Genomic DNA, 26,030 nt, shown 5'->3' with positions numbered 1-26,030 from the left:
TCCTCCCGCTCAGGCCAGCGCACGGGCGGCGTCTTTGATCGCCGCGCGGATGCGCTGGTACGTGCCGCAGCGGCACAGGTTGCCGGCCATGGCCTGGTCGATGTCGGCGTCGGTGGGCCGCGGCTTGGTGCGCAGCAGGCCGATGGCGCTCATCACCTGGCCGTTCTGGCAGTAGCCGCATTGCGCCACGTCGTGCTTGAGCCAGGCGTCCATCACGGCGCGCCCGACCTTGTCAGTGCCGATGCCTTCGATGGTGGTGATGCGCGCGCCGGCAGCCGCGGATACCGGCGTCACGCAGCTGCGCGTAGCCTGGCCGTTGACGTGCACGGTGCAGGCACCGCATGCGGCCATGCCGCAGCCGAACTTGGTGCCGGTCATTTCAAGGTTGTCACGCAGCGCCCACAGCAGCGGCGTGGACGGGTCCACGTCGACTTCACGGGTCTTGCCGTTGACGTTGATATTGAGGGTGGTCATGGGGGGACACTCCTTGGGTACGTTGCCCGCTGGTTCTTTCCAGTGCCCCGCCGGGCGCAATCGTGCGGCGCGCGGGCACTGCCCATGCGCCGCAGCCTGGCGCAAAGGACAAATGAGGATAGTGCAATTTCGGTCACCTTGCCGGACACCATGCGCACTACCCTGCCCCCGAAGCCGTTTTGCACGAACTTTGGGCATGTGGCGGCTGTCCCTCATGAATCCCTTCGCTTTCCGATTTCTGCCGCCGCAACAGTGCCATCGACTGTTCCAGAACACACTTATTCCGGCGCCTCCGCGGCACCGGTCCCGCACGCCACCGCTGCCACGCGCGTGCCGGCGGCCCAGTCCCCGTCAGTGGCGCGGCTCGACAGCATCCAGGCCCTGCGCGGGCTGGCCGCCGCGTTCGTGGTGGTCTACCACTCCGGCCTGGCGCTGGGCGGCGCCGATGCGCCGGCGCTCAACTGGCTGACCGACAACGTGATCAAGCGCGGCCATGTCGGCGTGGACGTCTTCTTTGTCATCAGCGGCTTCATCATCGCCTGGGTCGCGGTGCTGGCGCGGCCCCAGCCTGAGCGCCCGCTCAGCTTCATGATCCGGCGCTGCTGCCGGCTGGCGCCGCCGTACTGGACCATGTCGGCCATCCATGCGCTGCTGCTCAATCCGGTCACGCCGGCGGTGTTCGCGGCGTCGCTGGCCTTCCTGCCGACTGCCACCGGCCACGCGCCGTACTATGGCTACCCGGCGCTGTACGTGGGCTGGTCGCTCAACTATGAGCTGGCGTTCTATGCCGCCTTCGCGCTCGGCCTGCTGCTGGCCGGGCGGCGCGCGCTGCTGGTGGTGCTGGGGGTCTTCGCGTTGACCACGCTGGTGCTGCCGTGGTGGCGCTTCGGCGCGCTGGCGGCAGATCCGGCGCAGGGCTACCCGTTCGCCACGCCGTGGCTGGCCATGGCCAGCAATCCGCTGGTGCTGGAATTCCTGCTGGGCTGCGGACTGGCGTGGGCCTACGCGCGCTGGCGCCACCTGCTGACGCCGGCCATCGCGGTGGGCATGCTGGCAACCGGTTGCGCGGCGTTCGCGCTGTCGCTGCCGCTGGTCGGGCCCGACTTCAGCCTGGCCGGACGCGGGCTGCCCGCGGCGGCGCTGCTGGCCGGCGCCGTGGCGGCCGAGCACGCCGGCGTGCTGCGCGTGCCGCGCGTACTGGTCTGGCTGGGCGAACTGTCGTATGCGCTGTACCTGACGCACCCCACCGTGATCGAGGGCGTCAAGCACCTGATGCCCGAACTGGCGCCCTACCAGACCGCGCTGCAACTGCTGCGCTTTGCCATCGATGCCGGCCTGGCGCTGGCGCTGGCGCTACTGCTGCACCGCTGGGTGGAGCTGCCCGGCATCGCCGCCGGCCGGCGGCTGGCGCGGCGCTGACGCGCGCGCTCAGCGCTGCGGCATGCCGGCCAGGAACAGATAGAGCGCGGTCAGGTCGGTATCGTTCATGCGTCCGAACGAATCGAACGGCATCACGCGGCTTACTTCGGTGCCATCTGGGCGCTTGCCGCTGCGCATCATCGCGATAAAGGCCGAAGCCTGGCCGTAGCGCGACATGGCGCCGCCCGGCACGGGGCGCAGGTCCGCCGCGGGCGGCCAGTCGGGCGGCGCGCCCGGGATCTTGCCGCCGCGGAAGTCCGGCCCGTGACATCCCAGGCACGCATTGGCGACGTAGCCGCCGTACCTGGCCGTGGGCGCCGGCACCATTGCAGGCTGCACCGGCAAGCTGTGGTCGATCTTGGCGGCCGCGTCCTGCACGATGCCCACGCCGTACAGCGCCCGCACCAGCCATGGCATGCGGATTTCCGCGGGCGCCCCCATCGCCGGCGGCAGGCTGCGCAGGTAGCCCACCAGCGCGCCCAGGTCCTCGTCGCTCAGGCGGTTGTAGTCCTCGCTGGGCATGATCAGCAGCGGCCGGTGCGAGGGCGCCACGCCATGGCGGATGCTCCGTACCCAGTCAACCGGCTGGTAGGCGGCAATGTCCGGATTGGCGCGCGTCAGGTCCGGCGCGCGCACGCGCAGGCCGCCGGGGTCGTCGATCACCTGCTTGCCGCCGCCGCCGGCACCGTGGCATTCCATGCAGCCGCGCGATTCAAACAAGTACCTGCCGAGCGCGATGCCGGCGGCATCTTCACGGATGGCGATGGGTGAAACCTTGACCTCGACAATGCGCGACGCCTTGCGCTCGCCGACCCATACCGCGGCATAGGCCCCCACGGCCACGGCGACAGCCGTGCCGGCCAGCCCCCATGCCGCCACCCGCAGAAATCGCGCCATTTGCCTTCCCCTGTCTGCCGCACTGGATGCAGCAGCTTGCCGCCAGTGGGCGGGGGGCTGTCGGTGGGGCAGGCCACATAGCGGCGGCGCGCGCCTCGGTCAGGCCAGCCCGGCCGGGGCCCGGTCGATGAAGCCGGTCATGCGCGCCAGCCGGCCATCGGCGGAAATCGTGGCGAAGTCGGTGCCGACCACCAGCGCCGGCTCTCCCGCCGGGGCCAGTTCCCACGTAAAGCGCAGGTGCTCGCCGTGCGCATCGACCGGGCTCACGCGGGTAAAGCGAAACCCGGGGAACTTCGTCTGCACCGCGGCGATCATCGCGTCGATGCCAGCATGGCCGTCCCCGCGCATCAGCGGATCGACATAGCTTGCCGATTCCGTCCACGCCAGCGCGATCAGCTCGCGCCGGCGCGCGGCATCGGTCTCGTTCCAGGCGGCGAGGTAGCGGTCGGCAAGGGTGGCGGGATCGGCAGTGACTTGGGCTTGGATGGCGGCAGACATGGCGTACTCCTAGTGTTGGTTGGGAATCCGTACAGGGCCTGGGTTCAGGCCATGGCTGCATGATGGACGCGGCGGGGCCGCGGCGCGATTACCGGGGAGGTTATCGGCGGGGTTACTGGCGAAGTGCTCGGGAATGGTGACGGCAAATGCCGCCTTAAGCCGGAGGCACCGCTTGCCGACCGCCCGAATGCGGAGATCCGTTCAGATCGACGCGGCGGAGCTCGAAGCCGGTCTTTCGGAATAACAGCAGCGAGGCGTCGTTCCCAGGGGAAATCCTGGCCCGACAACTGGAAAAGCCATCAAGCGCCAGCGCCTGGATGGACCGGCGCAGAAGGTACGAACCCAAACCCTGATGCTGCGTGCCGGGAGCCACAGCTATCAACGCGATAACCGGAGCCTTGTAAAGGGCAAAGTCCGTGGCGAGGATCGTCCCGGCCAATTGACCTGACGGCGTTTCCGCAGCGAATGATGCCGTCGACAGAAAGGGGCCGTATTGATTGCTTAAGATAGCCAGGAGTTTGCGTCCCCATGTCTCCAACGGCGCGCTATCGACCGTGCCTGCAAAGGCGGAGTAAACCAGCGGGACAAGGCGCTCAAGGTCACCATCCTTGAGATTCCGAACCGCATGACTGCAAGAACCGGGGGCCAACCCGGAGCAAGCGCGCTCCCAAAGCAGATCGACATCCTCGCCAGATACCGGCTCATTTGCACTTGAAGACATGATATTTGCACCGAAGAAGGGAAAGCCTAGGTCGAGATTCCAGGAAGTTTCGCCACGACTGTAAAGAAATGCCACCACCGTGACGGATCGCGATGGCCGGGGCCGTAGAATTCTTCCCAGTGTTCAGTCCTCCATTCTGCAAAAAGCTCCTGAAGCGCTTCGGACCGAAACACCGAGAATTGGTCATGCTTGGCAAACTGATCTTTCTCCCCGAAGAAATGTCCGGCAAAAACCCCGTCGGGATACAGAGCCGCCGCGATACGCCTCCATAGATCAGCGAAGCTGGCTGGGTGAACATACTGCAACGCGTAGCCAGCGTGGATCAACGAAACTCTTGGCAGCGGGACCTCCTGAAAGTCTGCGCACACGGCTGATAACCTCCCTCCACCCGCACGAGTTCTGAGGTGAGCCACAACGGTGGGGTCCTTGTCGATGGCAAGGACACGCCAACCCCGCCTAATTAGATAAAGCGGAACTACGTCACTTCCGCATCCCAGGTCTATCGCGATGTTCGAACTTCCAGGGCGCCCGGCAACATCGGCAGCCGTGACAACGTATTCCCGAACACCTGCAGGATCTTCCATTGGCGTTCAGTTGGACTCACTCTCTAAGGATTCAAAAAAAGACGAGAATCCCTTACGCGTCGACAAAAACATGGGGTACATAGTCATCACCAGCGCACAAACTGTGAACAATACTCTGGTGTCCCCAACCAGTACATCCAGGGCCACACCACCAACCAACGAAGCCAAAGGTATCAGTCCACCCGATAGCAATCCATAGCATGCGTAGACGCGCCCCAATGCGCCTCGCGGAATCACTCGCTGCAGCGTCGTTTCAAAGAATATGCTCCAGTATCCATTTGCGACGCCGGCGGCAAACAACAGAAGAGAGGCGAGCGTGAAATTTCCGGTTCGGCTGAACAACAGAAAACAGCCACACATGAAAGAAATGATGGAAACTACAACCCGTGTCTGATTCAGGCGCGGCACAGGAATCTTCGCCGCCATGAGATACCCAATCAACACTCCCATCGAGAGTGCTGCCATGAGAAGACCGTACATCGGCACACTCACACGTAACACTCCAGAAGCATGGAAGGGCATCAAGACAAGGATTGGCGTGGCGAAGAAGTTGATCACCAACGCCATGCTCAGGAACTGTCGGCCACCTGGGATGCTGGCAAGGGTTCCAACTCCCTGAAGGAACTCTGTCACCAGACCAGCGATGCCAACCGTTGATCGACTCGATCGACGTTGTGGCGCGAACAGTTCGTTCGGCCTGGCGCATGACACGCAACGCACAGCCAGAAAATAGGACAGAGAATTTGCAAGAAATAATGCACCGGGACCAACCAACCCATAAATCCACCCTCCGAGCATGTTGCCAAGCAGGTCGCCAGAACGCGCCCCAGTCTTGTAGAGGGCATTCGCCGGCGCCAACGCTGCCCTCGGAACGAGGTCCGGCAACATCGCGCCGAAAGCAGGTCGGAAGAATGCCGACGAAACTGCAATCGTTAGGCTGCAAAGCACCGCTAGAACCGGGAGCCACGACCCCAAGCTTCGCGGCGCCCAATGGAATGCAAAGGCCAAAGCGAGAGTCACGCAAGCGTTCACTGTGTCACAGAACATTACGATCGATTTTCTGTTTATACGATCTGCAACGACACCAGACAGAGGCAAACAAAGCAACGCAGCGACGCCACAGCAAAACAGTGCGATGCCAACAAAGGATCCTGATTGGGTCGCCTCTTTGAGGAAGAATGAAATTGCAACCGTATGCGCAGAGCTCCCGACCAAACTGACAAACTGACCCGCCCAAACCAGTCGGAAGTTGTTGTACGCCAACGGAAATTTGGTCTCAGTGAAGCGTTCCCCTTGTCTGACTTCCGACATCACTCATTCCCATTCACAGGCATTGCCTGGATATGAACAACGCGGCGTCGCTTCTGCTCGGTCGGAATGTGCCCAGGATCACCGGGACGCGGGCCTCCCTGTAGCGAAGCCCGAAAGCTGTCCTGAAGCTTCGTTGGGAGCAACGGAAGAACCTCGTCTTCGACGAACGGCGCCAAGCTGCAACAGATGGGATCTGCATCCCACATGCGCCCCAGGTAGGCATAGCTGTTGGCCCTGCATCCACCATGGAACAGCTTTCCATACCGGCACTCCTTGCATGGAAGGTCGTTGATTGACCTGGAAAGGAAAGCTCTGAAATCTTCGCTGCCATAGACAGCTTCCACTGAACCGGCCGTGGAGATGGATTCGATGCCAGGGTCACGAAGCGAAGGACAAAATCGGATTCTGTCGCCCTGTTCGACGATCATCGAACCGAAGTGATATGAGCAAGGATGCTCGTCCAGGCTCGCAGCTGGGGAAAATCCGTAAAACAGATTGTCATATCGAAACACTTGAACTATTTCGAGTCGCCAATCAGGGATTTTTGGATATTCTTTAAGATAGTTCCTAATGATGTACTTATAACCAGCCTTTGCATCTTCGAGCCATGCAAGTTCGCTGCTTGAGAGATCGCTGCTCCTAAACCTGCCCGCAAGGTAGGCTTGATCGATCTGCCAACGATCAATCCCAATCCGGCTGAGAAGATCGTACATTTCCGGAAGCTCTTTTGCCGATACCTCGTTTGTTATTGTCGTGTTTACCGTAACATGCAGGCCATATTGTACCGCCAGTGCGATACGGTCGATGATCTGCGCGGCCTTAACACCTGCACCCGCATCATTCTTGCGTACCAAAGCATTACCAGCCAGACCGTCCAGACTAATGGCCACCCCTATCTCAACAGGAGCACTTTCAAAGATGGATCGCCGCCATCCCCTCACGGATCGGATAGCGCGCTGCTTGGCAAGCCACTCCAGCTTCCTTCTCGTGAGGAGCAGCCCGTTTGTGATGAAATACACGTTGTCGCAAACATCGAGAGATTTTGAAAAAATCCTCTTCCAATCTGGCCGAGTCAATATTTCGCCACCCGTTAGCGTAATCTTCCTCACTCCGAGCCGCGCCGCCTCGTCAAGAGTTCGGTCAATTTTCTCTCTGGGGTGATGCGGCTCGGCACTTGAAGACTCGGGGTAACAGTGTTCGCACCGAAGGTTGCAATGGTTGGTTGTCTCCAGGTGAAGACGGTATGGCTTCTTGTAGCGATCCAGTCGCTTATCAACTCGATTGCGAGAGTCTGGCCAGCTGGTAAACGGGGCTGGCGACTGAAATTCTGCCTCGTAGATTTGCAGCGTTCTTTGGTACGCTTCGGTGTGAGCCTGGAGCGCTTGCTGCGATGTCCCTGGTATGCCGTTGGTATGCTCAATGAAGAAGCCAAAGGCGTTGTCGCAGTAGTCTCGATACAGGCTGGTACTCAAAATCAGCGCATGCCAGTACTCGTCCACGAGCGCGGATGGCACAAGCGGTTCTTGAGTCTTTGCGCTGATCCAAAGGAAACGGCGTGCCTCTCGCTCGAGTTCGTCTGCCATGGAACCGAATGGACTCTTGAGGCGAAATCGCTCAGTGACCACCGAAAGATCGAAGTCACGCCAAGTCGTTGACGTCGTCAGATTTGATCTCAGAGACATAGGATTCTCCCCGCGGAAGTTCTGACCGAAGAAGCACGCCTAATAACTAGAACCTAGTTATTTGCCGATCACGTATTGCTATTACAGGAGTCCACAAGATGACCTGCATAGGTGGAGTGATAGCCAAAGTGCTTGCGGTGCCCAGTGCAGCGCTTGATGGCTTTCGAGAGAAAAATATAGACCTTTGACATTTCATACTCCTTTTTGAAAATGCCAACGTTTGCGTTGGCGTTGCGGAGCGCCTTAGGAGCGACGCCCCATTTCCTCCACGTGCACGCGGAGCTACGAACGCTGATGCCAAAAAGATTTTTCGGCAGCTGGATCGACTTTATGCCGACTCAATCAATCACTAGAAGATCGCCGTCGTCCAAGTAGATCTGCTTTCAGAGTGGTTCGTCATTCCGCGTTAGTAAGTAGGATCTTTCCCATCATCCCTGCGGAAAACTCGGAAGATTACGACGAACATTCGGGCGCCCCGCGGGGTTCCGCCTTTGAAACCGTGTTGCCGCAAGTGGACAACTAGGGGAAGGGACTAAGCCGTTGGCGCCAATGGCGCGTCCCTGGTGCTGACCGCCCCCGATGAGCGGCCTAATTCCCTACAAGGAAACTGATATTGGGAGGCGCGCTGGCCCGGCTGGGTCGCGGAGAGCTCTCATGCCGCCCCTACCAAAAAATCGCCCCCAGCACCAGTGGCAAGAAGGCCCCCAACCTGCCCGCTGTCCTGCCGATGGCCGCGTCCATATCCTCGCTACATTGCCCCTACGCTGGGCGGCAGTCCGTCCGCGCATCCGGGGCCGTGCCGCCCGGGCGCGCCGGCCAAGCCGCCTCCTTCCTACCCAGACGCACCGCCTTCGCATCGTTCTCGTCCATGACGCCAGACACGGCCCCGCCGAGCCACCAGGCCGCCAACGACCATCCTGCCCCGCAGCGCCGCTGGCTGCCCTTGCTGCTGGCCGGCGCCGGCTATTTCGTGCTGGCGGCGGCTGCGCTTTGGCTGGCGCGGCTGCCCGGCACCGTGGCGGCGGTGTGGCTGCCCAACGCCTTCGGGCTGGGCCTGCTGCTGCACCGGCCGCGCGCGGAGGGGCCGTGGCTGCTGGCCGGCATGCTGGGCGCCAGCGTGCTGGCCAACCATGCGGCCGGCGACAGCGTCGCCACCGCGCTGATGCTGACCGGCGCCAACCTGGCCGAGATGCTGTTCGCGCTCGGGCTGCTGCGCCTGCTGGACCGGCATGCCGCCCTGGGGCGCCACGGTCCGCTGGCCGCCTTCGCGGTGATGCTGGCGGTGGGCGGCATCCTGGCGCCGGCACTGGGGGCCACCGCCGGCGCCATGGCCATCGCCGCGACCCATGGCACCAGCTTCGCCTCGGTCTGGTGGACGTGGTGGCAGGCCGACGCGCTCGGCATGGCGCTGTTGCTGCCGATGATGTTGTCGATGAGGAAGGTGCGCGTGCGCGCCGCCGTCGCGCGGCCGGTGCTGGCGCCGCAGGCGGGCGCGCTGGCGCTGTGCCTGGCCATCGGCGCCTTTGCGCAGTGGCAGAGCCATGACCCGTTTGCCGCGATGTCGCTGCCGCTGGTGCTGGTGGCGCTGGCCGGCAATCCGTTTGCGACCGCGCTGCTGACGCTGGTGGCCACACTCTGCCTGCAGGCGCTGATGCTGCTCGCGCACCGCCATGAAGCAGTGCCGCTGTCGGCGGCGGTGATCATGGTGTTCCCGGTCTGCATCGCCTACCTGACCGAGCAGAACCGGCACGGCCGCGCCAGCCTGCGCAGCAGCGACAAGCGCTTTCGCCAGGCCATGGAGCATTCAGCCATCGGCATGGCGCTGGTCGGCATGGACGGCCGCTGCCAGACGGTGAACCGCGCCATGACCGAGCTGCTGGGCTACAGCGCGGCCGAGCTGCACGAGCTGAGCTACCAGCAGCTGACCCACCCCGACGACCTGACCGGCGACCTGCGCCAGGTCGACAACCTGCTGTCCGGCAAGATCGAGTCCTACCGCCTGGAAAAGCGCTACCGCCATAAGGACGGCCATTACCGCTGGGTTCTGCTGGCGGTGTCGCTGGTGCGCGACGAACAGACCGGCGAGCCGCAGCACTTCATCACCCAGGTGGAAGACATCCACGCGCGCAAGCTGGCGCAGCAAGAGCTGGAACGGCTGTCACGCCGCATCCAGCTGGCGGCTGAAGCCGGCGGCGTGGGCATCTGGGAGTGGGACTTCACCAGCGCCGGCGTCACCTGGGATGCGCGCATGCATGCGCTGCACGGCACCGACCCCGCGGGCGGCACGCCAGTGGTGGAGCAATGGATCGCGATGCTGCATCCGGACGACGTCAGCCGCGTCAGCGGCGAGATGCGCCAAGCCATCCGTGGCGAGGCGCCGTTCGATACCGAATACCGCATCGCACGCCCCGGCGGCAACGTGCGCCACGTGCGCGCGATGGCCATGGTCACGCGCACCGACGATGGCACCGCGCAGGCCCTGGTCGGCACCAACTGGGACATCACCGAGCAGCGGCGCCTGACCGAGGCGCTGTTCGAAGAGAAGGAACGCCTGCACATCACGCTGCGCTCGATCGGCGATGCGGTGATCTGCACCGATGCGGCCATGCACGTGACCTTCATGAACCCGATCGCCGAACAGCTGACCGGCTGGACCATGGCCAGCGCCACCGGCCTGCCGCTGGAGCAGGTCTTCCGCATCGTCGACGAAGCCACCGGCGACCCCATCCCCAGCCCGGTCGAAGCCTGCCTGCGCACGCTCGCGCCGGCTTACCTGCAGGACGGCGCCGTGCTGCAGAGCCTGACCGGCGAGCGCCACGACGTGCAGGACTCGGCCGCTCCCGTGCTGACCGCGCGCGGCGAGGTGCTGGGCGCGGTGCTGGTGTTCCAGGACATCACCACCGCGCGCGCGCTGCAGCGCGAGCTGGCGCGTTCGGCCATGCACGATGCGCTCACTGGCCTGCCCAACCGCACCTGGTTCGAGAAGCGCCTGCGCGAAGCCTGCGACGCGGCGCGGCTGCACGGCCACCGCGCCGCGCTGTGCTTCATCGACCTGGACCGCTTCAAGATCGTCAACGACACCGCCGGCCACGGCGCCGGCGACGTGCTGCTGCGCGAACTGGGCTACATGATCCGCAACCACGTGCGTCCCGACGACGTGCTGGCGCGCCTGGGCGGCGACGAGTTCGCGCTGCTGCTCAAGGACTGCACCGTCGACCAGGCCGAACAGGTCTGCCAGGGCGTGATCGACGCCATCCGCGGCCGCCGCTTCCCGTGGGAAGGACGCGTGTACGACATGGGCGCCAGCATCGGCATCGCCGCGATCGACCTGGACGTGCCCCCGGTCAGCGAACTGATGAGCCGCGCCGACGTGGCCTGCTACGCCGCCAAGGCCGCCGGCCGCAGCCGCGTCTCGGTCTACCGCCGCGACGAGAGCGATGCGCGCCGCCACCACCGCGAGCTGGAAGTCGCCGCCGGCATCCATTCGGCGCTGGAAGCGAACCGCTTCCGCCTGTTCGCGCAGGAGATCCGCGCACTGCAGCCGGAGGAGAACGAAGACGGCGCCGAACACTGCCATATCGAGATCCTGGTGCGCATGGTCGACGAGCACGGCGATCTGATCATGCCCGGTGCCTTCATTCCCGCCGCCGAGCGCTACGACCTGATGGGCCACGTCGACCGCTGGGTCATCCGCAACGTGCTGCGCGGCTACGGCGAACGCCTGGGCGCCGTGCCCGGGCTGTCGGTATCGATCAACCTGTCCGCCAACTCGCTCGGCGAGCCCTTCCTGCTGCCCTTCCTGCATGCAGAGCTGGAGGCCAGTGCGCTGCCCGCCAGCCGCATCCGGCTGGAGATCACGGAAACCGCGCTGATCAACAATATGGCCGCGGCCAACCGGCTGGTGACGGAGATGCGGCGCGCCGGCTGCACCGTGTCGCTGGACGACTTCGGCTCGGGCCTGTCGTCGTTTGCCTACCTGAAGCAGTTCCCGGTGGACTTCCTGAAGATTGACGGCAGCTTCATCCGGCAACTGGCCGACAACGCGGTCGACCGCGAGATCGTCAGCTCGATCAACGACATCGGGCACCGGCTGGGGGTGCGCACGGTGGCGGAGTGGGTGGAGGATGAGCGCACCCTCGATGCGCTGCGCGCGATCGGGGTGGACTATGCGCAGGGGTATGTGATCGGGCGACCGGTGCCGCTGGACGTGTTCCTGGCCGGATGCCGGCAGCGCGACGCGCAGGCCTCCCAGGCCGCCGGGTCGTGATTAGATCCGGCGCCAGTCACGAGGCCAGATGTCCGCCCTCCCCGGTGCTCCGCTTCCATTGTGACTAAAACGCCATATTGAGGCTTATCCGTCCTACGGGATTACACCGATTCATACATGCCTGTATATACAGGACTATACATGCCTATGCATCGCCAAAAAAAGCGAGCGTTCCCGACTGCACGACCGAAGGAGTTCCCGTGACCAAGACCACCACCAACCCCACGCGTTTCCGCGACACCGAAATCCGCGCCCCCCGCGGCACCACGCTGACGGCCAGGAGCTGGCTCACGGAAGCCCCGCTGCGCATGCTGATGAACAACCTCGACCCCGAGGTGGCGGAGAACCCGAAGGAATTGGTGGTCTATGGCGGCATCGGCCGCGCCGCCCGCAACTGGGAATGCTATGACCGCATCGTCGAAGCGCTGACCCGCCTGGAAGACGACCAGACCCTGCTGGTGCAGTCGGGCAAGCCTGTGGGCGTGTTCCGCACCCATCGTGACGCGCCGCGCGTGCTGATCGCCAACTCCAACCTGGTGCCGCACTGGGCCAACTGGGAACACTTCAACGAACTCGATGCCAAGGGCCTGGCCATGTATGGCCAGATGACCGCCGGCAGCTGGATATATATCGGCAGCCAGGGCATCGTGCAGGGCACCTATGAGACCTTCGTCGAAGCCGGCCGCCAGCATTTCGGCGGCAACCTGAAGGGCCGCTGGGTGCTGACCGCCGGCCTGGGCGGCATGGGCGGCGCGCAGCCGCTGGCCGCCACGCTGGCCGGCGCTTGTTCGCTCAATATCGAATGCCAGCAGAGCCGCATCGACTTCCGCCTGAAGACCCGCTATGTCGACGAGCAGGCCACCGACCTGGACGACGCGCTGGCCCGCATCGACCGCTATACCTCGCAGGGCAAGGCGATCTCGATCGCGCTGTGCGCCAACGCCGCCGAGGTGCTGCCCGAGCTGGTGCGCCGCGGCGTGCGCCCGGACATGGTCACCGACCAGACCAGCGCGCATGACCCGCTCAACGGCTACCTGCCGGCCGGCTGGAGCTGGGACGAATACCGCGAGCGCGCGCAGCGCGAGCCGGCGGCGGTGGTCAAGGCCGCCAAGGCATCGATGGCCGCGCATGTGCGCGCCATGCTGGCGTTCCAGCAGATGGGCGTGCCGACCTTCGACTACGGCAACAATATCCGCCAGATGGCCAAGGAAGAAGGCGTGGCCAATGCCTTCGACTTCCCCGGCTTCGTGCCCGCGTACATCCGCCCGCTGTTCTGCCGCGGCATCGGCCCGTTCCGCTGGGCCGCGCTGTCGGGCGACCCGCAGGACATCTACAAGACCGACGCCAAGGTCAAGGAACTGATCCCCGATGACGAGCACCTGCACCGCTGGCTCGACATGGCGCGCGAGCGCATCAGCTTCCAGGGCCTGCCGGCGCGGATCTGCTGGGTGGGCCTGGGCCTGCGCGCCAAGCTGGGCCTGGCCTTCAACGAGATGGTGCGCAGCGGCGAGCTGTCGGCGCCGGTCGTGATCGGGCGCGACCACCTGGATTCGGGCTCGGTCGCCAGCCCCAACCGCGAGACCGAGGCCATGCAGGACGGCTCCGACGCCGTGTCCGACTGGCCGCTGCTGAACGCGCTGCTCAACACCGCCAGCGGCGCCACCTGGGTTTCGCTGCACCATGGCGGCGGCGTGGGCATGGGCTTCTCGCAGCATTCCGGCGTAGTGATCGTGTGCGACGGCACCGATGAAGCCGCCGCCCGCATCGCCCGCGTGCTGCACAACGACCCCGCCACCGGCGTGATGCGCCATGCCGACGCCGGCTACCAGATCGCCGTCGACTGCGCGCGCGAGCAGGGCCTGGACCTGCCGATGCTGAACCACGCATCGCGCGACTGATCCCGCGGCCAGCAAGAGCCGTTCTGCCGCCGGGCCGCCGCGTGCGCCCCGGCCGGCGCCTTATCGTTTTACGGAGACACCCATGTCCATCGACACCACCGCCGGCGTGGCGGTCGCTGCGCCCCCGGCGCAACTGTCACGCACGCGCGCCATTGCCGCGATTACCATCGGCAATGGCCTGGAGTTCTATGATTTCGTCGTCTACAGCTTCTTTGCCACGCTGATCGGCCGGCTCTACTTTCCGGTCGACAACCCTACCGGGCAACTGCTGATGTCGTTCGCCACCTTTGGCGTCGGCTTCCTGATGCGCCCGCTGGGCGGCCTGCTGATCGGCATGTATGCCGACCGCGCCGGGCGCAAGCCGGCGGTGGCGCTGACCTTGTGGCTGATGGGGCTGAGCTCGCTGATCTTCGTGGTGACGCCGCCGTACGCGCAGATCGGCATCCTCGCGCCGGTGCTGGTGGTGGTGGCGCGGCTGGTGCAGGGCTTTGCCATCGGCGGCGAGATGGGCGCATCGACCGCGCTGCTGCTGGAATACGCCGATGACCGCACGCGCGGCTTCTATACCGCATGGCAGCCGTTCAGCCAGGGCCTGGCGGCGCTGCTGGGCGCGATCACCGGCCTGGTGCTGAGCAACGTGCTGGAGCCGGCCGAGCTGGAAGCCTGGGGCTGGCGCCTCGCCTTCCTGATCGGCATCCTGGTGATCCCGGTCGGCCTGGTGATCCGCCGCCGGCTGGAAGAAACCGCCGCGCCCGTGCGCCACGGCGAGCACGCCGCGCAATGGCCGCTGCTGCGCCGCCATGGCCGCGAGATCATCGCCAGCATCCTGCTGATGATCGGCCTGGCCTCTTCGACCTATATCGTCGTGTACTACCTCAGCAACTACGCGGTCAGCGTGCTGAAGATGCCGCTGTCGCTGGGCATCTGGGCCGCGTGCGTGGCGGCGCTGGTGCAGGTGGCGCTGTCGCCGTTCGCGGGCTGGCTGGCTGACCGCATCGGCCGCAAGACCGTAGTGCTGTGGTCGCGCGTGGCGCTGCTGGCAATGGTCTACCCGGCCTTCGTGCTGATCAACGCCGAGCCGTCGCTCGCGCGCCTGCTGGTGGTGGTGGGCTGCCTGTCGGTGCCGATGTCGATGACCGCGCCGGCCTCGATGGTCCTGGTCAGCGAGGTGCTGCCGCAGCGGCTGCGCGCCACCGGGCTGTCGATCGCGTATTGCGTGGCGATCGCGATCTTCGGCGGCTTTGCGCAGTATTTTTCGACCCGGCTGATCCAGGTCACCGGTGACGCCAATGCGCCCGCGCTGTATGTGATCGGCTGTGGCCTGGTATCGCTGATCGGCCTGGCAATGGTGCCGGAAACGCTGGGACGGCGGCTGAAATGAGTTCCCCGGCGCCTGCAAAGGGTGCTCCAAAGCCGCCCGAGCTAGCCTAAGCAAGGTGTTCTCCCTCTCCCCTCATGGGGAGAGGGTGGTTTGGCCAGGAAACACATCAAGCAAGACCCTCGTTTTTTCCAGCCCTGTGACGCCGGCAAACGCCCCACCTTCCCCCGCTGCCAGCACCTCAAAACCCCGGGTTAACACCTAGAACGCCGTTCGGATTCCCGAACGGCGTTTTCGCATGCCGGTCCGGATTCCCGAATCCGGCGCCGGAATCACATCTTTTTCTCCTTTGTATTCAACAAGTTGCACAACTCCTGTAGCCCTTTCGGGCTGGCACGGCGCGTGCAATATAGGCCGCCGCTTACAGCGCCAGACGGGTATGCCGGCATGCCGCCCGGCGTCCCGGCCGATGCCAAAAACAAAGGAGGACACACATGACCGACCCCGCCTTGCCCACCCCCTTCGCCACTCCGGCGAACCCACGGCACCTGTTGCCGCGCTGAACCACGACAAGGCCGGCCCGGCGCCCCGACATCGCCGCCCAGCCTTCCCGCAATACACAGACGCCCGTCCCTGCCACAGGAGACGGACGCACAGGCCTGATCCACGATGAAACTGAATCGACTGCCCACCCTGATCTTCATTGCGATGCTGCTCGGCGTGCTGGTCGGCACCGCCGCGCACAACATGGCGCCGGACGCCGCCACCGCCAAATCGATTGCGGACCACCTGTCCATCCTGACCGATGTATTCCTGCGGATGATCAAGATGATCATCGGCCCGCTGGTGTTCGCCACGCTGGTGGCCGGCATCGCCAGCATGGGCGATGGCCGCGCCGTGGGCCGCATCGGCCTGAAGGCAATGATGTGGTTCATTGGCGCCTCGATCACCTCGCTGCTGCTGGGCCTGGTGATGGCCAACCTGCTGGAACCCGGCCACGGCATGAACCTGCCGCTGCCGCCGGCTGACGCGGCCTCGAACCTGAAGACCGGCGCGCTGAACCTGCGCGACTTCATCGCCCACATGTTCCCCAAGAGCTTTGTCGAGGCCATGGCGCACAACGAGATCCTGCAGATCGTGGTGTTCTCGCTGTTCTTCGGCTTTGCGCTGGGCACGGTCAAGGACGGCGTGGGCAAGCCCGTGCTGCAAGGCATCGAAGGCCTCGCCACGGTGATGCTGAAGGTCACCAACTACGTGATGGCGTTTGCCCCGGTTGGCGTGTTCGGCGCCATCGCGGCGGTGATCACCGCGCAGGGCCTGGGCGTGCTGGTCGTGTACGCCAAGCTGATTGGCAGCCTGTACCTGGCGCTGGCGCTGCTGTGGGTGGCGCTGATCGCCGGCGGCTACTTCTTCCTGGGCCGTGACGTGTTCCGCCTGCTCAAGCAGATGCGCGCGCCGCTGATGATCGGCTTCGCCACCGCCAGCAGCGAATCGGCCTACCCGAAAGTGATCGACCAGCTGACCCGTTTCGGCGTCAAGGAGCGCATCACCAACTTCGTGCTGCCGCTGGGCTACTCGTTCAACCTGGACGGCTCGATCATGTACACCTCGTTTGCCGCGCTGTTCGTGGCGCAGGTGTATGGCATCGAGCTGTCGCTGACCCAGCAGATCACCATGCTGCTGGTCCTGCTTGTCACCAGCAAGGGCATCGCCGGCGTGCCGCGCGCCTCGCTGGTGGTGGTCGCCGCCGTGCTGCCGATGTTCGGCCTGCCGGAGGCCGGCATCCTGCTGGTGCTGGGCATCGACCACGTACTCGACATGGGTCGCACCGTGACCAATGTGCTCGGCAATGCGATTGCCACCGCCGTCGTCGCCAAAAGCGAAGACGCCATCGGCGCGCCGGTACCGTCCGAGGAGGATGAACCCGCCGCGGATACCACCACCGGCCTGGCACCTGCCCAGGTCCTCGCGGGCAAGTAATACCGTCCGCCAGGCGTGCCAGGGCCCGGTTGCCGATACGGCAACCGGGCCTTTTTGCATTCTGGCGCGGCACCGCCCCCCTGGTGTGGTAAAAGTAGGCACCCGCGCCGGCCCCTGCCCCTCTGGTCCGCGCGGCGGCTTTGCCACCTGCCTCACCCAACACCTGATGACCGGTCCGCTACACCCTCCCGGCGATACCACCCGCGCCACCGCACCCGCGTCCGCCGCACCCACCGGCTCGCGCCTGCCCCACGGCCTGCGCGGCCTTGCGCCGCTGCTCGCGCTGCTGGCGCTGGCCATGCTGGTGGGCCTGGCGGGCTCGCTCGGCTACCGCTACAGCTACGACACCGCGCTGGCGCGCCAGGCCGAACGCGGCCAGGTGCAGTTGCGGCTGTACACGCAGGCACTGGAAAGCGAGCTGGCGCACTACGACTACGTGCCCGGCCTGCTGTCGCTGGACGAGCGCATCGCCGCGCTGCTGCTGCGCCCGGACGACGCCGCCCGCGCGGCACGCGCCAATGACTACCTGAGCGCCCTCAATACGCGCGCCGGCACGCGCGTGATCTATGTGCTGGATGCGCACGGCAAGGTGCTGGCCAGCAGCAACTGGCAGCGCCCGGACAGCTACCTGGGCGAAGCGCTGAGTTTCCGCCCGTACTTCCAGGCGGCCATGGACGGCCAGCTGGGGCGCTTCTACGGCGTGGGCACCACCCGCAGCGAATCGGGCTACTACCTGTCGGCGCCGCTGGGCGAGCGCGACAACCCGGTCGGCGTGGCGGTGGTCAAGATTGGCCTGGAGCCGCTGGAGAACCGCTGGCAGGGCGCCGACAGCCAGATGCTGCTGACCGACGAGAACGGCGTGGTGATCCTGGCCTCGGACCCGTCATGGAAGCTGGCCGCGCTGCGCCCCCTGTCACCCGAGGCGCGCGAGCGCCTGATGCGCAGCCTCCAGTACAACCGCGCCCCGCTGCCGCAACTGCCGCTGACCCTGGTGCGCAAGCTGAACAACGGCAACGGCAGCAGCAGCGACGAACTGGTGCGCCTGCGCCGCGGCCCGCCGATGCTGGCGCAGCATGCCGCGCTGCCCGGCACCGACTGGCAGCTGACGCTGCTGACCAATACCTCGCAGGCACGCGTGGCCGCGCTCAACACGGCGGCACTGGCCGGCGTGCTGAGCGCCTTCGTGCTGCTGCTGGGGGCGGCGTGGAACGTGCGCCGGCGCATCGTCAACGAGCGCCTGGCGGCGCGCGCCGCGCTGGAGGCGGCCAACAGCGAGCTGGAGCGCAAGGTGGCCGATCGCACCGCCGACCTGTCCACCTCCAACCAGCGCCTGCAGGCCGAGGTGGCCGAACGCATCCGTGCCGAGACCGTGCTGCGCCAGGCCCAGGACGGGCTGCTGCAGGCCGGCAAGCTGGCCGCCGTGGGGCAGATGTCGACCGGCATCGCGCATGAGCTGAACCAGCCGCTGGCGGCGCTGCGCACCATCTCAGGCAATACCGGCAAGTTCCTCGAGCGCGGCGACTACGCCACCGTGCGCGCCAACCTCGACACCATCATCGGGCTGGTCGAACGCATGGGCCGCATCACCGGCGCGCTCAAGTCGTTTGCACGCAAGTCCGGCAACGGCCGCCGCCAGGCCAGGCTGGCCGAAGCGGTGGACAACGCATTGTTCCTGCTGCAGACGCGCGTGGACGCGGTCCAACCCGCGCTGCAGCGCGATGTCGATCCGACGCTGGCGGTGGTGTGCGATCCCAACCGCCTGGAACAGGTACTGGTGAACCTGCTCGGCAACGCGCTCGATGCCCTCGCCGGCCAGCCCGCGCCGCGCATTGCGCTGCACGCGCACGTGGCGGGCGCCATGGTCCACCTGACCGTGCGCGACAATGGCGCCGGCTTGTCCGAGGAAGCCTTCGCACGACTGTTCGAGCCCTTCTTCACCACCAAGCCCGCCGGGCAAGGGCTGGGGCTCGGCCTCACGCTGTCGGCCGGCATCCTCAATGAAAACGGCGGCAGCCTGTCCGCCGCCAACCACCCGGACGGCGGCGCCTGCTTCACGCTGGTGCTGCCGCTGGCGCCGCACGACGCCAACCCACAGGACGCAAAGCATGCCGGCTGACCTGACTGTACTGATCGTCGAGGACGATGCCGACGTACGCCTGGGCTGCGAGCAGGCGCTGCGCCTGGAGGGCATTGCCACGCGTGGCGTGGGCAGCGCCGAGGCCGCGTTGCGCGAGGCCGGGCCGGGCTATGCCGGCGTGGTCGTCAGCGACATTCGCCTGCCGGGCCAGGACGGCATGGCGCTGCTCGCGCAACTGCGCGAGCGCGACCCCGCGCTGCCGGTGATCATGATCACCGGCCATGGCGACGTGGGGCTGGCGGTGCAGGCGATGAAGCAAGGCGCCTACGACTTCCTGGAAAAGCCGTTCTCGCCCGAGCAGCTGGTGGACGCCACGCGCCGCGCGCTGGAGCAACGCCGGCTCGCGCTGGAAGTGTCAGAACTGCGAGAACGGCTGGCGGGCCGCCAGAAGCTGGAAGCCCACCTGATCGGCCATTCGCCCACGGTCGAGCGGCTGCGCCGCCTGATCGCCGACCTGGCCGGCACCGACGCCAATGTGCTGATCCACGGCGAGACCGGCACCGGCAAGGAACTGGTGGCGCGCTGCCTGCATGAGGCCAGCCAGCGCCACGCGCGCAACTTTGTTGCCATCAACTGCGGCGGCCTGCCAGAACAGCTGTTCGAGAGCGAGATCTTCGGCCATGAAGCCGGCTCGTTCACCGGTGCCGCGCGCCGCCGCATCGGCAAGATCGAACACGCCGAAGGCGGCACGCTGTTTCTCGACGAGATCGAGAGCATGCCGATGCCGCTGCAGATCAAGCTGCTGCGGGTGCTGCAGGAACGCGTGGTGGAACGGCTTGGCTCCAACCAGCCGGTGCCGGTCAACACGCGCGTGGTGGCCGCCACCAAGGCCGACCTGCGCGCGCTCTCCGATGCCGGCCAGTTCCGCGCCGACCTGTATTACCGCCTGAACGTGATCACGCTGGAATTGCCGCCGCTGCGCGAGCGGCGCGAAGATGTGCCAGCTTTGTTCGAGCATTTCGTCGCGCAGGCCGCGTTGCGCTTCAACCGCGAGGCTGTGCCCGCGACCCCGGCCGAGCTGGCCGCGCTGGTAGCCTACCCATGGCCCGGCAATGTGCGCGAGCTGCGCAACCTGGCCGAGCGCCATGTGCTGGGGCTGGGCTGCAACCCCGGCCACGGCACCACCGCTCCCGAAGCCCTGCCGCTGGCGCAGGCAGTCGAGCAATTCGAGCGCGCACTGATTGCCGATGCCATGCGCCGCCACGACGGCAACCTGAGCCGCGCCAGCGAAGCCCTGGGCGTGGCGAAGACCACGCTGTTCGACAAGGTGCGCAAGTACGGGCTTTGAAGCGTGGCCGGGGAATCGGGAACAGTCGCGCCGGCCATGCCGCGCAATCTGTCATGTCACGACAGAACTCTGAAGCGCCCGCTGTATTCAGCGGATGCTTCAGAGCTGCGTCGAACCCCGGGGAACCACCGGGGCAGGACAATGTCTGCGTTACTGTCGTGCCTGCCTGCAAGCACCAATGTGCGTTAAACAACCAATACGCGATGGATTTATGTTTTTTCTTACAGATGGATTGGCGTTTGCGGCATATTATTGGCTTCCAGCAGATCCGAGTCTGAGATCTTCAATACGTCCAGAAAGTCGCTGATCGGCTGGAAATGAAAGAAACAACAAATTTATAAAGAAAGCCGTCCGGCCGGCGGGGGAGCGGGTCAGGACACAGGGTCAGTCAACCATTGGCAGTGACAACCGCGCGGCGCATGTGCCTGGCGCCGCGGGCGCCGTCCCGGCGCGACTGCCTTCAGGACCACGGGTGATGGGATGAAACTGGATCCGGCACTGGCTGAAAAGCCTTATTACAGCACGCGTACAGCGGCAAAACTGCTTAACGTCTCTCTGGGCACCGTCCAGAAGATGGTCGAGCGCGGCGAACTTGGCGCCTGGAAGACCAACGGCGGCCATCGGCGCATCCACAAGGAGACCGTGCACCGCCTGCTGGCGACGCGCATCGGGCCGGAATCGGCGTCGCCGCACGGCCTGGACCTGGTGGTATTCCACCCCAACCACCAGGAAGCGCAGCGCATCCACGGCCAGCTTGCCAAGTGGGGGCTGCCGCTCAAGAGCGTGGTGGTCGACGATGTGCTGGACACCGTCATCACCTCGGTCAGCGAGCATCCGCGCGTGGTGCTGTACTACGTCGACGAACTGAACGACGCCGAGTCGGCCACCATCGAGAAGCTACAGAATTTCTTTGCCAGCCAGCACGTGATCTTCGCCGTGATCACCAACCGCCAGGCCTATGAAGGCGTGGCCGATGCCCTGCAGCACTGGGGCATCATGGTGTTCCTGAAGACGCCGTCGCTGGAAGAGGTCAAGGGCTTCCTGCGCGCCCAGCTGATGATGGGCCGCACCGCCTGAGCACGGCTGCGCCGGGGCCATGCCGGCCCCGGCATCGCTTGCAGCCTCAGGCCACTGCCGCCTGCCGCGGCGTTGCCAGCCCGGCTTCGTCGCCGTCGGCCTGCGCCATCATCCAGCCGTACAGGTTGCGCGGATCCGGCGGCATCGCCACCAGCTCAACCGCCCTGCCCGCCCGGTGCGCCTGCGCTGCGGTGTAGAGCCAGCGCAGCGCGGCGTAGTCTTCCAGCGCAAACCCAACCGAATCGAACACGGTCACCTCGTCCGCCGCCGCGCGGCCGGGCGCGTGGCCGGCCAGCACCTGCCACAGCTCGGTCACCGGCGCGTCGGCCGGCAACTGCTGGATCTCGCCTTCGATGCGCGTCTGGTCTTCGTATTCCACCACGATGCGCGCGCGGCGCAGGATATCGGGGTGCAGTTCAGTCTTGCCGGGGCAGTCGCCGCCAACCGCATTAAGGTGCATGCCGGCCCGCACCATTTCCGGCGTGAGGATGGTGGCGCGAGTCTTGTCGGCGGTGACCGTGGAGACAATGTCCGCCCCGGCCAGCGCGGCCTCGATCGATTCGGCACGCCGGATCGAAAGTCCGGGTACGCCACCAAGGTTGCGCATCAGCCGTGTGGTGGCGGCGGGATCGATGTCATAGGCGGCGATCTCGCGCACGCCCAGCATCGCCTGGAAGGCCAGCACCTGGAACTCGGCCTGCGCGCCGTTGCCGATCAGCGCCATCGTCGCCGCACCGGGCCGCGCCATGGCGCGCGCCGCCAGCGCCGAGGTGGCCGCGGTGCGCAGCGCAGTGGCCAGCGTCAGGTCGGCCAGCATCAGCGGGAAGCCGGTTTCCACCTCGGCCAGCAGGCCGCAGGCCATCACCGTCGGCATGCCATGCTGCGCATTGCGCGGATGGCCGTTCACATACTTGAACGCATACTGGATGCCGTCGCTGACCGGCATCAGCTCGATCACGCCACGCGCGGAATGGCTCGCCAGCCGCGCGGACTTGTCGAAGTCGTGCCAGCGCAGAAAGGCCTGCCGGACCTGCCCGGCCAGGTCCACGATGGCGGCCTGCGGGCCGATGGTGGCCACCAGCCGGGCCACGTCACTGGCGTCCAGGAACAGGGATCGGGCGGTGCTTTTCATGACCGTCTCCTTGGCTGTCTGTGCGATGCCTGCACTCAGGCCGCCACCGCGGCGATGCCCGGCCCGCTGCGGCGATCCAGGCGCAGCGTCATGCAATAGGCGCCGCCGCCGGACAGCATGAAGGGCGACAGGTCGACCTCATGCAGCTGGTAGCCGCGCCGGCCCAGCTCGGTGCGCAGGTGCGGCGTGGTGCGGGTCATCACCACCTGGTCGTCGAGATTGACGGCATTGACGCTGAAGTGGCGCAGGTCGTCGGCGCTGGCCTCGATGCGCAGCCGCGCCGGCACGCGCGCGCGCAGTTCGCGCAACGCCGCTTCGCTGAAGGCCGGCGGGTAGTACAGCACCTCGCCCCCGGAAAGCGGGCAGAAGCAGACGTCCAGGTGGTAGCTCTGCTCGGTGGCCAGTTCCAGCGCCACCACGTCCTTGCCGAAGTAGTTCGACACCGCCACGGCTGCCTCATGCGACGAGCGCGGACCGAACCCGGCCCAGAAGTGGCCGCGGCCGGCATCCCAGATGCAGTCGCCCGCGCCTTCCTGGAAGCAGCCCTCGGGCAGCAGCGCGACTTCGTCGAGCAGGCCGCGTTCGCGCAGCTTGCCGAAGATGTCGGCGAACGGCGCTTCTTCACCACGGCGTTGCGGGTAGCGAAAGCGCGCCAGCAACGCGCGGCCATCGAGCACCACCGCGGCGTTGGCCGGGAACACCATGTCGGGCAGCCCCGGCGCGCCGGGGGCCACCTCGACCGCAAAGCCGGCCCGGCCCAGCGCCTCGCGCAGCGCGTCGAACGACTGCATCGCGCTGCGGTGCATGCCGCGCGGGTCGCGTGCCCAGGCAGCCGGGTCCATCCACGGATTGATGCTGTACGACACGTCGTAGAAGGTCGGCTCGACCAGCAGGATCGTGGGGGAGTGGGTCACGGGGGCTCCTTTTTTGATGGCAGGTTTCGGGAAATCAATCGGTCGATTGAATTCTCGGGCAAGCTGGTGTTAACTAATAGCCAGCAAATTGCGCAATTTGCGCGAGGCATTTATCAATATGCCAGCCTATGCTGGCGCTTTGAAAAGACTGTTTGCCCACCCCATGGATGCCACCGACCACCAGTTGATTTCACTCCTGCGCGACAACGCGCGCATGCCGGTCACGGCGCTGGCGCAGGCGCTGCGCGTGTCGCGCGCGACCGTGCAGAACCGTATCGACAAACTGGAACAGGAAGGGGTAATCGTTGGCTACACGGTGCGCCTGCGGCCCGAGGCCGAAGCGCACCGCATCCGCGCCTGGATGACGATTGCCGTGGAAGGCAACAAGGCCCGCACCGTGCTGCAGGCGCTGCGCGGCGAGCCCAATGTGCAAGCGCTGCATACCACCAACGGCCGCTGGGACATCATTGCCGAGCTGCGCGCCGACACACTGGAAGCGTTCGACCGCGCGCTGGACCGGATCCGGCTGATCGACGGCATCAGCGCCACCGAGACCAGCATCCTGCTGTCGACCTACAAGTAAAGGGACCCGCCCAGGTCCCGGCGCTTCCCACCACCGGCAGGCGCGCCACGCCCAGTGCCGCCATGCGCTTGTGCGGTGCATCACGCCCCGCGATTGGGATGCGCTGCACCAAAGGCGGCCAAATATATCACCCCGTGATATATTACGCGCACCATTCCAAAGCGCCCCCCGTCACAAGAATGCCAACCGCCCCCGCTGTCGCTGCCCTGGCGCAGAATGCCCGTGCATGGCTGCGCACATTCGTTCCGCTACCCGTTGCCGCCAGCCGCAAGGAGCGCCTCAAAAGCTGCCTGGGCGCCCTGCTGGGCCTGCTCTGCACTGAATGGATCAGCCACCAGACCTTGGGCGGCTTCAACCCCTGGTTTGTCGCGCCGATGGGGGCCTGCGCGGTGCTGCTGTTCGCCGTGCCATCATCGCCGCTGGCACAGCCCTGGTCAGTGATTGGCGGCAACCTGATTGCCGCGGTGGTCGGCGTGGCGTGCGCGCGCTGGATCCCGGACCCTGGCCTGGCCGCAGCGGTCGCAGTGGCCGTCTCCATCGCCCTGATGTTCCAGTTCCACTGCGTGCACCCGCCCAGCGGCGCGGTGGCCATCACCGCCGTATTCGGCGGGCCGGCGGTCAGTGCGCTGGGCTTCGGCTTCGTTGCCGTGCCCGTGCTGTTCAATTCGATGCTGCTGCTGATGATGGCGCTGGCCTTCAACAACCTGTCGCGGCGGCGCTACCCGCACCGCCCGCCCGAGCCTGCCATGCAGCACGGGACCAAGGACGTGCCGCCATCCCAGCGCGTTGGCGTCACCCGCGCCGACCTCGATGCTGCGCTGAAGGTGCGCGGCGAATTCCTGGATATCGAAGAAGACGACCTCGAACAGATCCTGGTGGCCGCGCAGTTGCGCGCCTACCGGCGCCACTTCGGCAACGTGCTGTGCGGCGAGATCATGTCGCGCGACGTGGTCATGGTGACCCCGGACCAGCCTGCACATGAGGCCGGGCACCTGCTGTCGCGGCACCGTATCAAGGCCCTGCCGGTAGTGGACGCCACCCGGCGGCTGGTAGGCATCATCACCCAGAGCGATTTTTTTGCGGCGCAGCGTGATACTGGTGCGCGGCGGCTGGCTGGTACCGTGCGGGACCTGATGACACGCGCCGTTGTCACCGCCCGACCCGAGCAGCCGATGGTGGAGTTGGCCCAGGCATTCTCGGACGGCGGCTTGCACCACGCGCCGGTGATCGACGACCACCGGCGCGTGGTGGGGATGGTGACGCAGTCGGATCTGGTGGCTGCACTGCTCAAGAGTGGGGTGATGGCGGTGCCGGATTGAGGGCACCCGGACATCGCATCAACGCCTTTGGCTGCGCCCCGCGCAAGCGCAGAAAAAACCGACGATGCACTTTGAGCCCGCGCAGCAGCCGTAGGCGTCCCCGCGATGCCGGTCGCAGCAGGCGGCCTGCGCCCTGCATGGGGATCGTTCAATAGTGGGTTAACGCAGGCACTGCCCCTGACTCACATGGCGTAGCAGGGTCGAACGGGCAACCACGCCGGAACGGCAAGCACCACCGTGCGAACCACCAACACCCTGGAATTGATTGCCGGCCGCTCAGGCGACGCGTTTTTTGGTTACTTTTTGTCGCTCGGACAAAAAGTGACTCGCCAGCTACGCCGGCGAAACAGCCACGCCGACCAAGCGCCACATACCGACCGCTAGCAAAAAGCCCAGACACCCACCCGCTATCCACCGTCACAAACCTATGGCACTGTGCCCCCACGAGGGGGAACACGCCGCACGCAGCGGCCCACCGCCATAGTGACGACTAACCCACCGCCCCCCTTCCGCATCGCCCCCCCCAACGTA

19 protein-coding genes are annotated in these 26,030 nt (G+C 65.8%); 10 read left to right on the top strand and 9 right to left on the bottom strand.

Features of this window, described 5'->3' with window-relative positions; all coding sequences use genetic code 11:
• Nucleotides 1-9: 9 nt before the first annotated feature.
• Nucleotides 10-474 (bottom strand): (2Fe-2S)-binding protein, encoded by a 465-nt coding sequence (locus AC3WQZ_RS26760; protein WP_010813052.1) that lies wholly within the window; start codon nt 472-474, stop codon nt 10-12.
• A gap of 330 nt (nt 475-804) precedes the next feature.
• Here AC3WQZ_RS26760 and AC3WQZ_RS26755 point away from each other — a divergent pair, with 330 nt between their 5' ends.
• The gene (locus AC3WQZ_RS26755; RefSeq protein ID WP_492301588.1) at nt 805-1,893 is read left to right on the top strand and encodes an acyltransferase family protein; all 1,089 of its coding nucleotides are present in this window, start codon (nt 805-807) and stop codon (nt 1,891-1,893) included.
• Between the two features lie 9 nt (nt 1,894-1,902).
• Here the strand turns inward: AC3WQZ_RS26755 and AC3WQZ_RS26750 are convergent, their stop codons facing one another.
• From AC3WQZ_RS26750 to AC3WQZ_RS26725, 6 genes are all read right to left on the bottom strand, one after another.
• Nucleotides 1,903-2,790 (bottom strand): c-type cytochrome, encoded by an 888-nt coding sequence (locus AC3WQZ_RS26750; RefSeq protein WP_492301565.1) that lies wholly within the window; start codon nt 2,788-2,790, stop codon nt 1,903-1,905.
• Between the two features lie 99 nt (nt 2,791-2,889).
• Nucleotides 2,890-3,288, bottom strand: coding sequence for a nuclear transport factor 2 family protein (locus AC3WQZ_RS26745; RefSeq protein WP_010813055.1), 399 nt, complete (start codon nt 3,286-3,288; stop codon nt 2,890-2,892).
• A 154-nt stretch (nt 3,289-3,442) separates the two neighbouring features.
• Entirely contained in the window at nt 3,443-4,084 is a 642-nt protein-coding gene (locus AC3WQZ_RS26740; RefSeq protein WP_234788129.1) for a GNAT family N-acetyltransferase, read from the bottom strand.
• Nucleotides 4,036-4,593, bottom strand: a complete 558-nt coding sequence (locus AC3WQZ_RS26735; protein WP_010813057.1) for a class I SAM-dependent methyltransferase — start codon at nt 4,591-4,593, stop codon at nt 4,036-4,038. The genes AC3WQZ_RS26740 and AC3WQZ_RS26735 overlap by 49 nt, the downstream gene beginning before the upstream one ends.
• A gap of 6 nt (nt 4,594-4,599) precedes the next feature.
• Entirely contained in the window at nt 4,600-5,904 is a 1,305-nt protein-coding gene (locus tag AC3WQZ_RS26730) for an MFS transporter (RefSeq protein ID WP_081050171.1), read from the bottom strand.
• Entirely contained in the window at nt 5,904-7,487 is a 1,584-nt protein-coding gene (locus AC3WQZ_RS26725) for a radical SAM/SPASM domain-containing protein (protein WP_161940219.1), read from the bottom strand. Before AC3WQZ_RS26725 ends, AC3WQZ_RS26730 begins: the two co-directional genes overlap by 1 nt.
• Nucleotides 7,488-8,454: 967 nt before the next feature.
• Between AC3WQZ_RS26725 and AC3WQZ_RS26720 the strand changes: the two genes are divergently transcribed.
• From AC3WQZ_RS26720 to AC3WQZ_RS26690, 7 genes are all read left to right on the top strand, one after another.
• Nucleotides 8,455-11,853 carry a diguanylate cyclase gene (locus AC3WQZ_RS26720; protein WP_492301562.1) on the top strand — a complete coding sequence of 1,133 codons (3,399 nt, stop codon included), beginning with the start codon at nt 8,455-8,457 and terminating at the stop codon, nt 11,851-11,853.
• 200 nt (nt 11,854-12,053) lie between these two features.
• Entirely contained in the window at nt 12,054-13,751 is a 1,698-nt protein-coding gene (hutU, locus tag AC3WQZ_RS26715) for a urocanate hydratase (protein WP_010813060.1), read from the top strand.
• Between the two features lie 82 nt (nt 13,752-13,833).
• The gene (locus tag AC3WQZ_RS26710; RefSeq protein WP_492301559.1) at nt 13,834-15,132 is read left to right on the top strand and encodes an MFS transporter; all 1,299 of its coding nucleotides are present in this window, start codon (nt 13,834-13,836) and stop codon (nt 15,130-15,132) included.
• Between the two features lie 606 nt (nt 15,133-15,738).
• Nucleotides 15,739-17,049, top strand: coding sequence for a dicarboxylate/amino acid:cation symporter (locus AC3WQZ_RS26705; RefSeq protein WP_010813062.1), 1,311 nt, complete (start codon nt 15,739-15,741; stop codon nt 17,047-17,049).
• A 166-nt stretch (nt 17,050-17,215) separates the two neighbouring features.
• Complete coding sequence (locus AC3WQZ_RS26700) at nt 17,216-19,165, top strand: sensor histidine kinase (RefSeq protein WP_011614654.1); 1,950 nt, start codon at nt 17,216-17,218, stop codon at nt 19,163-19,165.
• Entirely contained in the window at nt 19,155-20,474 is a 1,320-nt protein-coding gene (locus tag AC3WQZ_RS26695; RefSeq protein WP_010813064.1) for a sigma-54-dependent transcriptional regulator, read from the top strand. The genes AC3WQZ_RS26700 and AC3WQZ_RS26695 overlap by 11 nt, the downstream gene beginning before the upstream one ends.
• A gap of 480 nt (nt 20,475-20,954) precedes the next feature.
• Nucleotides 20,955-21,551 (top strand): helix-turn-helix domain-containing protein, encoded by a 597-nt coding sequence (locus AC3WQZ_RS26690; RefSeq protein ID WP_010813065.1) that lies wholly within the window; start codon nt 20,955-20,957, stop codon nt 21,549-21,551.
• 46 nt (nt 21,552-21,597) lie between these two features.
• Here the strand turns inward: AC3WQZ_RS26690 and ocd are convergent, their stop codons facing one another.
• Together ocd and AC3WQZ_RS26680 are read right to left on the bottom strand one after the other, a co-directional pair.
• Nucleotides 21,598-22,683 (bottom strand): ornithine cyclodeaminase, encoded by a 1,086-nt coding sequence (gene ocd / locus AC3WQZ_RS26685; RefSeq protein ID WP_492297940.1) that lies wholly within the window; start codon nt 22,681-22,683, stop codon nt 21,598-21,600.
• A gap of 35 nt (nt 22,684-22,718) precedes the next feature.
• Entirely contained in the window at nt 22,719-23,597 is an 879-nt protein-coding gene (locus AC3WQZ_RS26680) for a dimethylarginine dimethylaminohydrolase family protein (RefSeq protein ID WP_011614653.1), read from the bottom strand.
• Nucleotides 23,598-23,760: 163 nt separating this feature from the next.
• Between AC3WQZ_RS26680 and AC3WQZ_RS26675 the strand changes: the two genes are divergently transcribed.
• Together AC3WQZ_RS26675 and AC3WQZ_RS26670 are read left to right on the top strand one after the other, a co-directional pair.
• The gene (locus AC3WQZ_RS26675) at nt 23,761-24,180 is read left to right on the top strand and encodes an Lrp/AsnC family transcriptional regulator (RefSeq protein ID WP_010813068.1); all 420 of its coding nucleotides are present in this window, start codon (nt 23,761-23,763) and stop codon (nt 24,178-24,180) included.
• Between the two features lie 179 nt (nt 24,181-24,359).
• Nucleotides 24,360-25,499, top strand: a complete 1,140-nt coding sequence (locus AC3WQZ_RS26670; RefSeq protein WP_010813069.1) for an HPP family protein — start codon at nt 24,360-24,362, stop codon at nt 25,497-25,499.
• Nucleotides 25,500-26,030 lie beyond the last annotated feature (531 nt).

It is taken from the genome of Cupriavidus sp. FW305-26, from assembly GCF_058787975.1.
Note: the sequence above shows the minus strand (reverse complement) of the source record. Positions and strands in the feature narration are given on the sequence as shown.

What these genes read in the sequence shown, in the direction of transcription:
- AC3WQZ_RS26670 (WP_010813069.1), top strand. Translation starts at nt 24,360, where the DNA reads ATGCCAACCGCCCCCGCTGTCGCTGCCCTGGCGCAGAATGCCCGTGCA.
- AC3WQZ_RS26695 (WP_010813064.1), top strand. Translation starts at nt 19,155, where the DNA reads ATGCCGGCTGACCTGACTGTACTGATCGTCGAGGACGATGCCGACGTA.
- AC3WQZ_RS26710 (WP_492301559.1), top strand. Translation starts at nt 13,834, where the DNA reads ATGTCCATCGACACCACCGCCGGCGTGGCGGTCGCTGCGCCCCCGGCG.
- AC3WQZ_RS26700 (WP_011614654.1), top strand. Translation starts at nt 17,216, where the DNA reads ATGACCGGTCCGCTACACCCTCCCGGCGATACCACCCGCGCCACCGCA.
- AC3WQZ_RS26690 (WP_010813065.1), top strand. Translation starts at nt 20,955, where the DNA reads ATGAAACTGGATCCGGCACTGGCTGAAAAGCCTTATTACAGCACGCGT.
- AC3WQZ_RS26745 (WP_010813055.1), bottom strand. Translation starts at nt 3,288, where the DNA reads ATGTCTGCCGCCATCCAAGCCCAAGTCACTGCCGATCCCGCCACCCTT.
- ocd (WP_492297940.1), bottom strand. Translation starts at nt 22,683, where the DNA reads ATGAAAAGCACCGCCCGATCCCTGTTCCTGGACGCCAGTGACGTGGCC.
- AC3WQZ_RS26730 (WP_081050171.1), bottom strand. Translation starts at nt 5,904, where the DNA reads ATGTCGGAAGTCAGACAAGGGGAACGCTTCACTGAGACCAAATTTCCG.
- AC3WQZ_RS26705 (WP_010813062.1), top strand. Translation starts at nt 15,739, where the DNA reads ATGAAACTGAATCGACTGCCCACCCTGATCTTCATTGCGATGCTGCTC.
- AC3WQZ_RS26750 (WP_492301565.1), bottom strand. Translation starts at nt 2,790, where the DNA reads ATGGCGCGATTTCTGCGGGTGGCGGCATGGGGGCTGGCCGGCACGGCT.
- AC3WQZ_RS26760 (WP_010813052.1), bottom strand. Translation starts at nt 474, where the DNA reads ATGACCACCCTCAATATCAACGTCAACGGCAAGACCCGTGAAGTCGAC.
- AC3WQZ_RS26720 (WP_492301562.1), top strand. Translation starts at nt 8,455, where the DNA reads ATGACGCCAGACACGGCCCCGCCGAGCCACCAGGCCGCCAACGACCAT.
- AC3WQZ_RS26675 (WP_010813068.1), top strand. Translation starts at nt 23,761, where the DNA reads ATGGATGCCACCGACCACCAGTTGATTTCACTCCTGCGCGACAACGCG.
- AC3WQZ_RS26735 (WP_010813057.1), bottom strand. Translation starts at nt 4,593, where the DNA reads ATGGAAGATCCTGCAGGTGTTCGGGAATACGTTGTCACGGCTGCCGAT.
- AC3WQZ_RS26725 (WP_161940219.1), bottom strand. Translation starts at nt 7,487, where the DNA reads ATGGCAGACGAACTCGAGCGAGAGGCACGCCGTTTCCTTTGGATCAGC.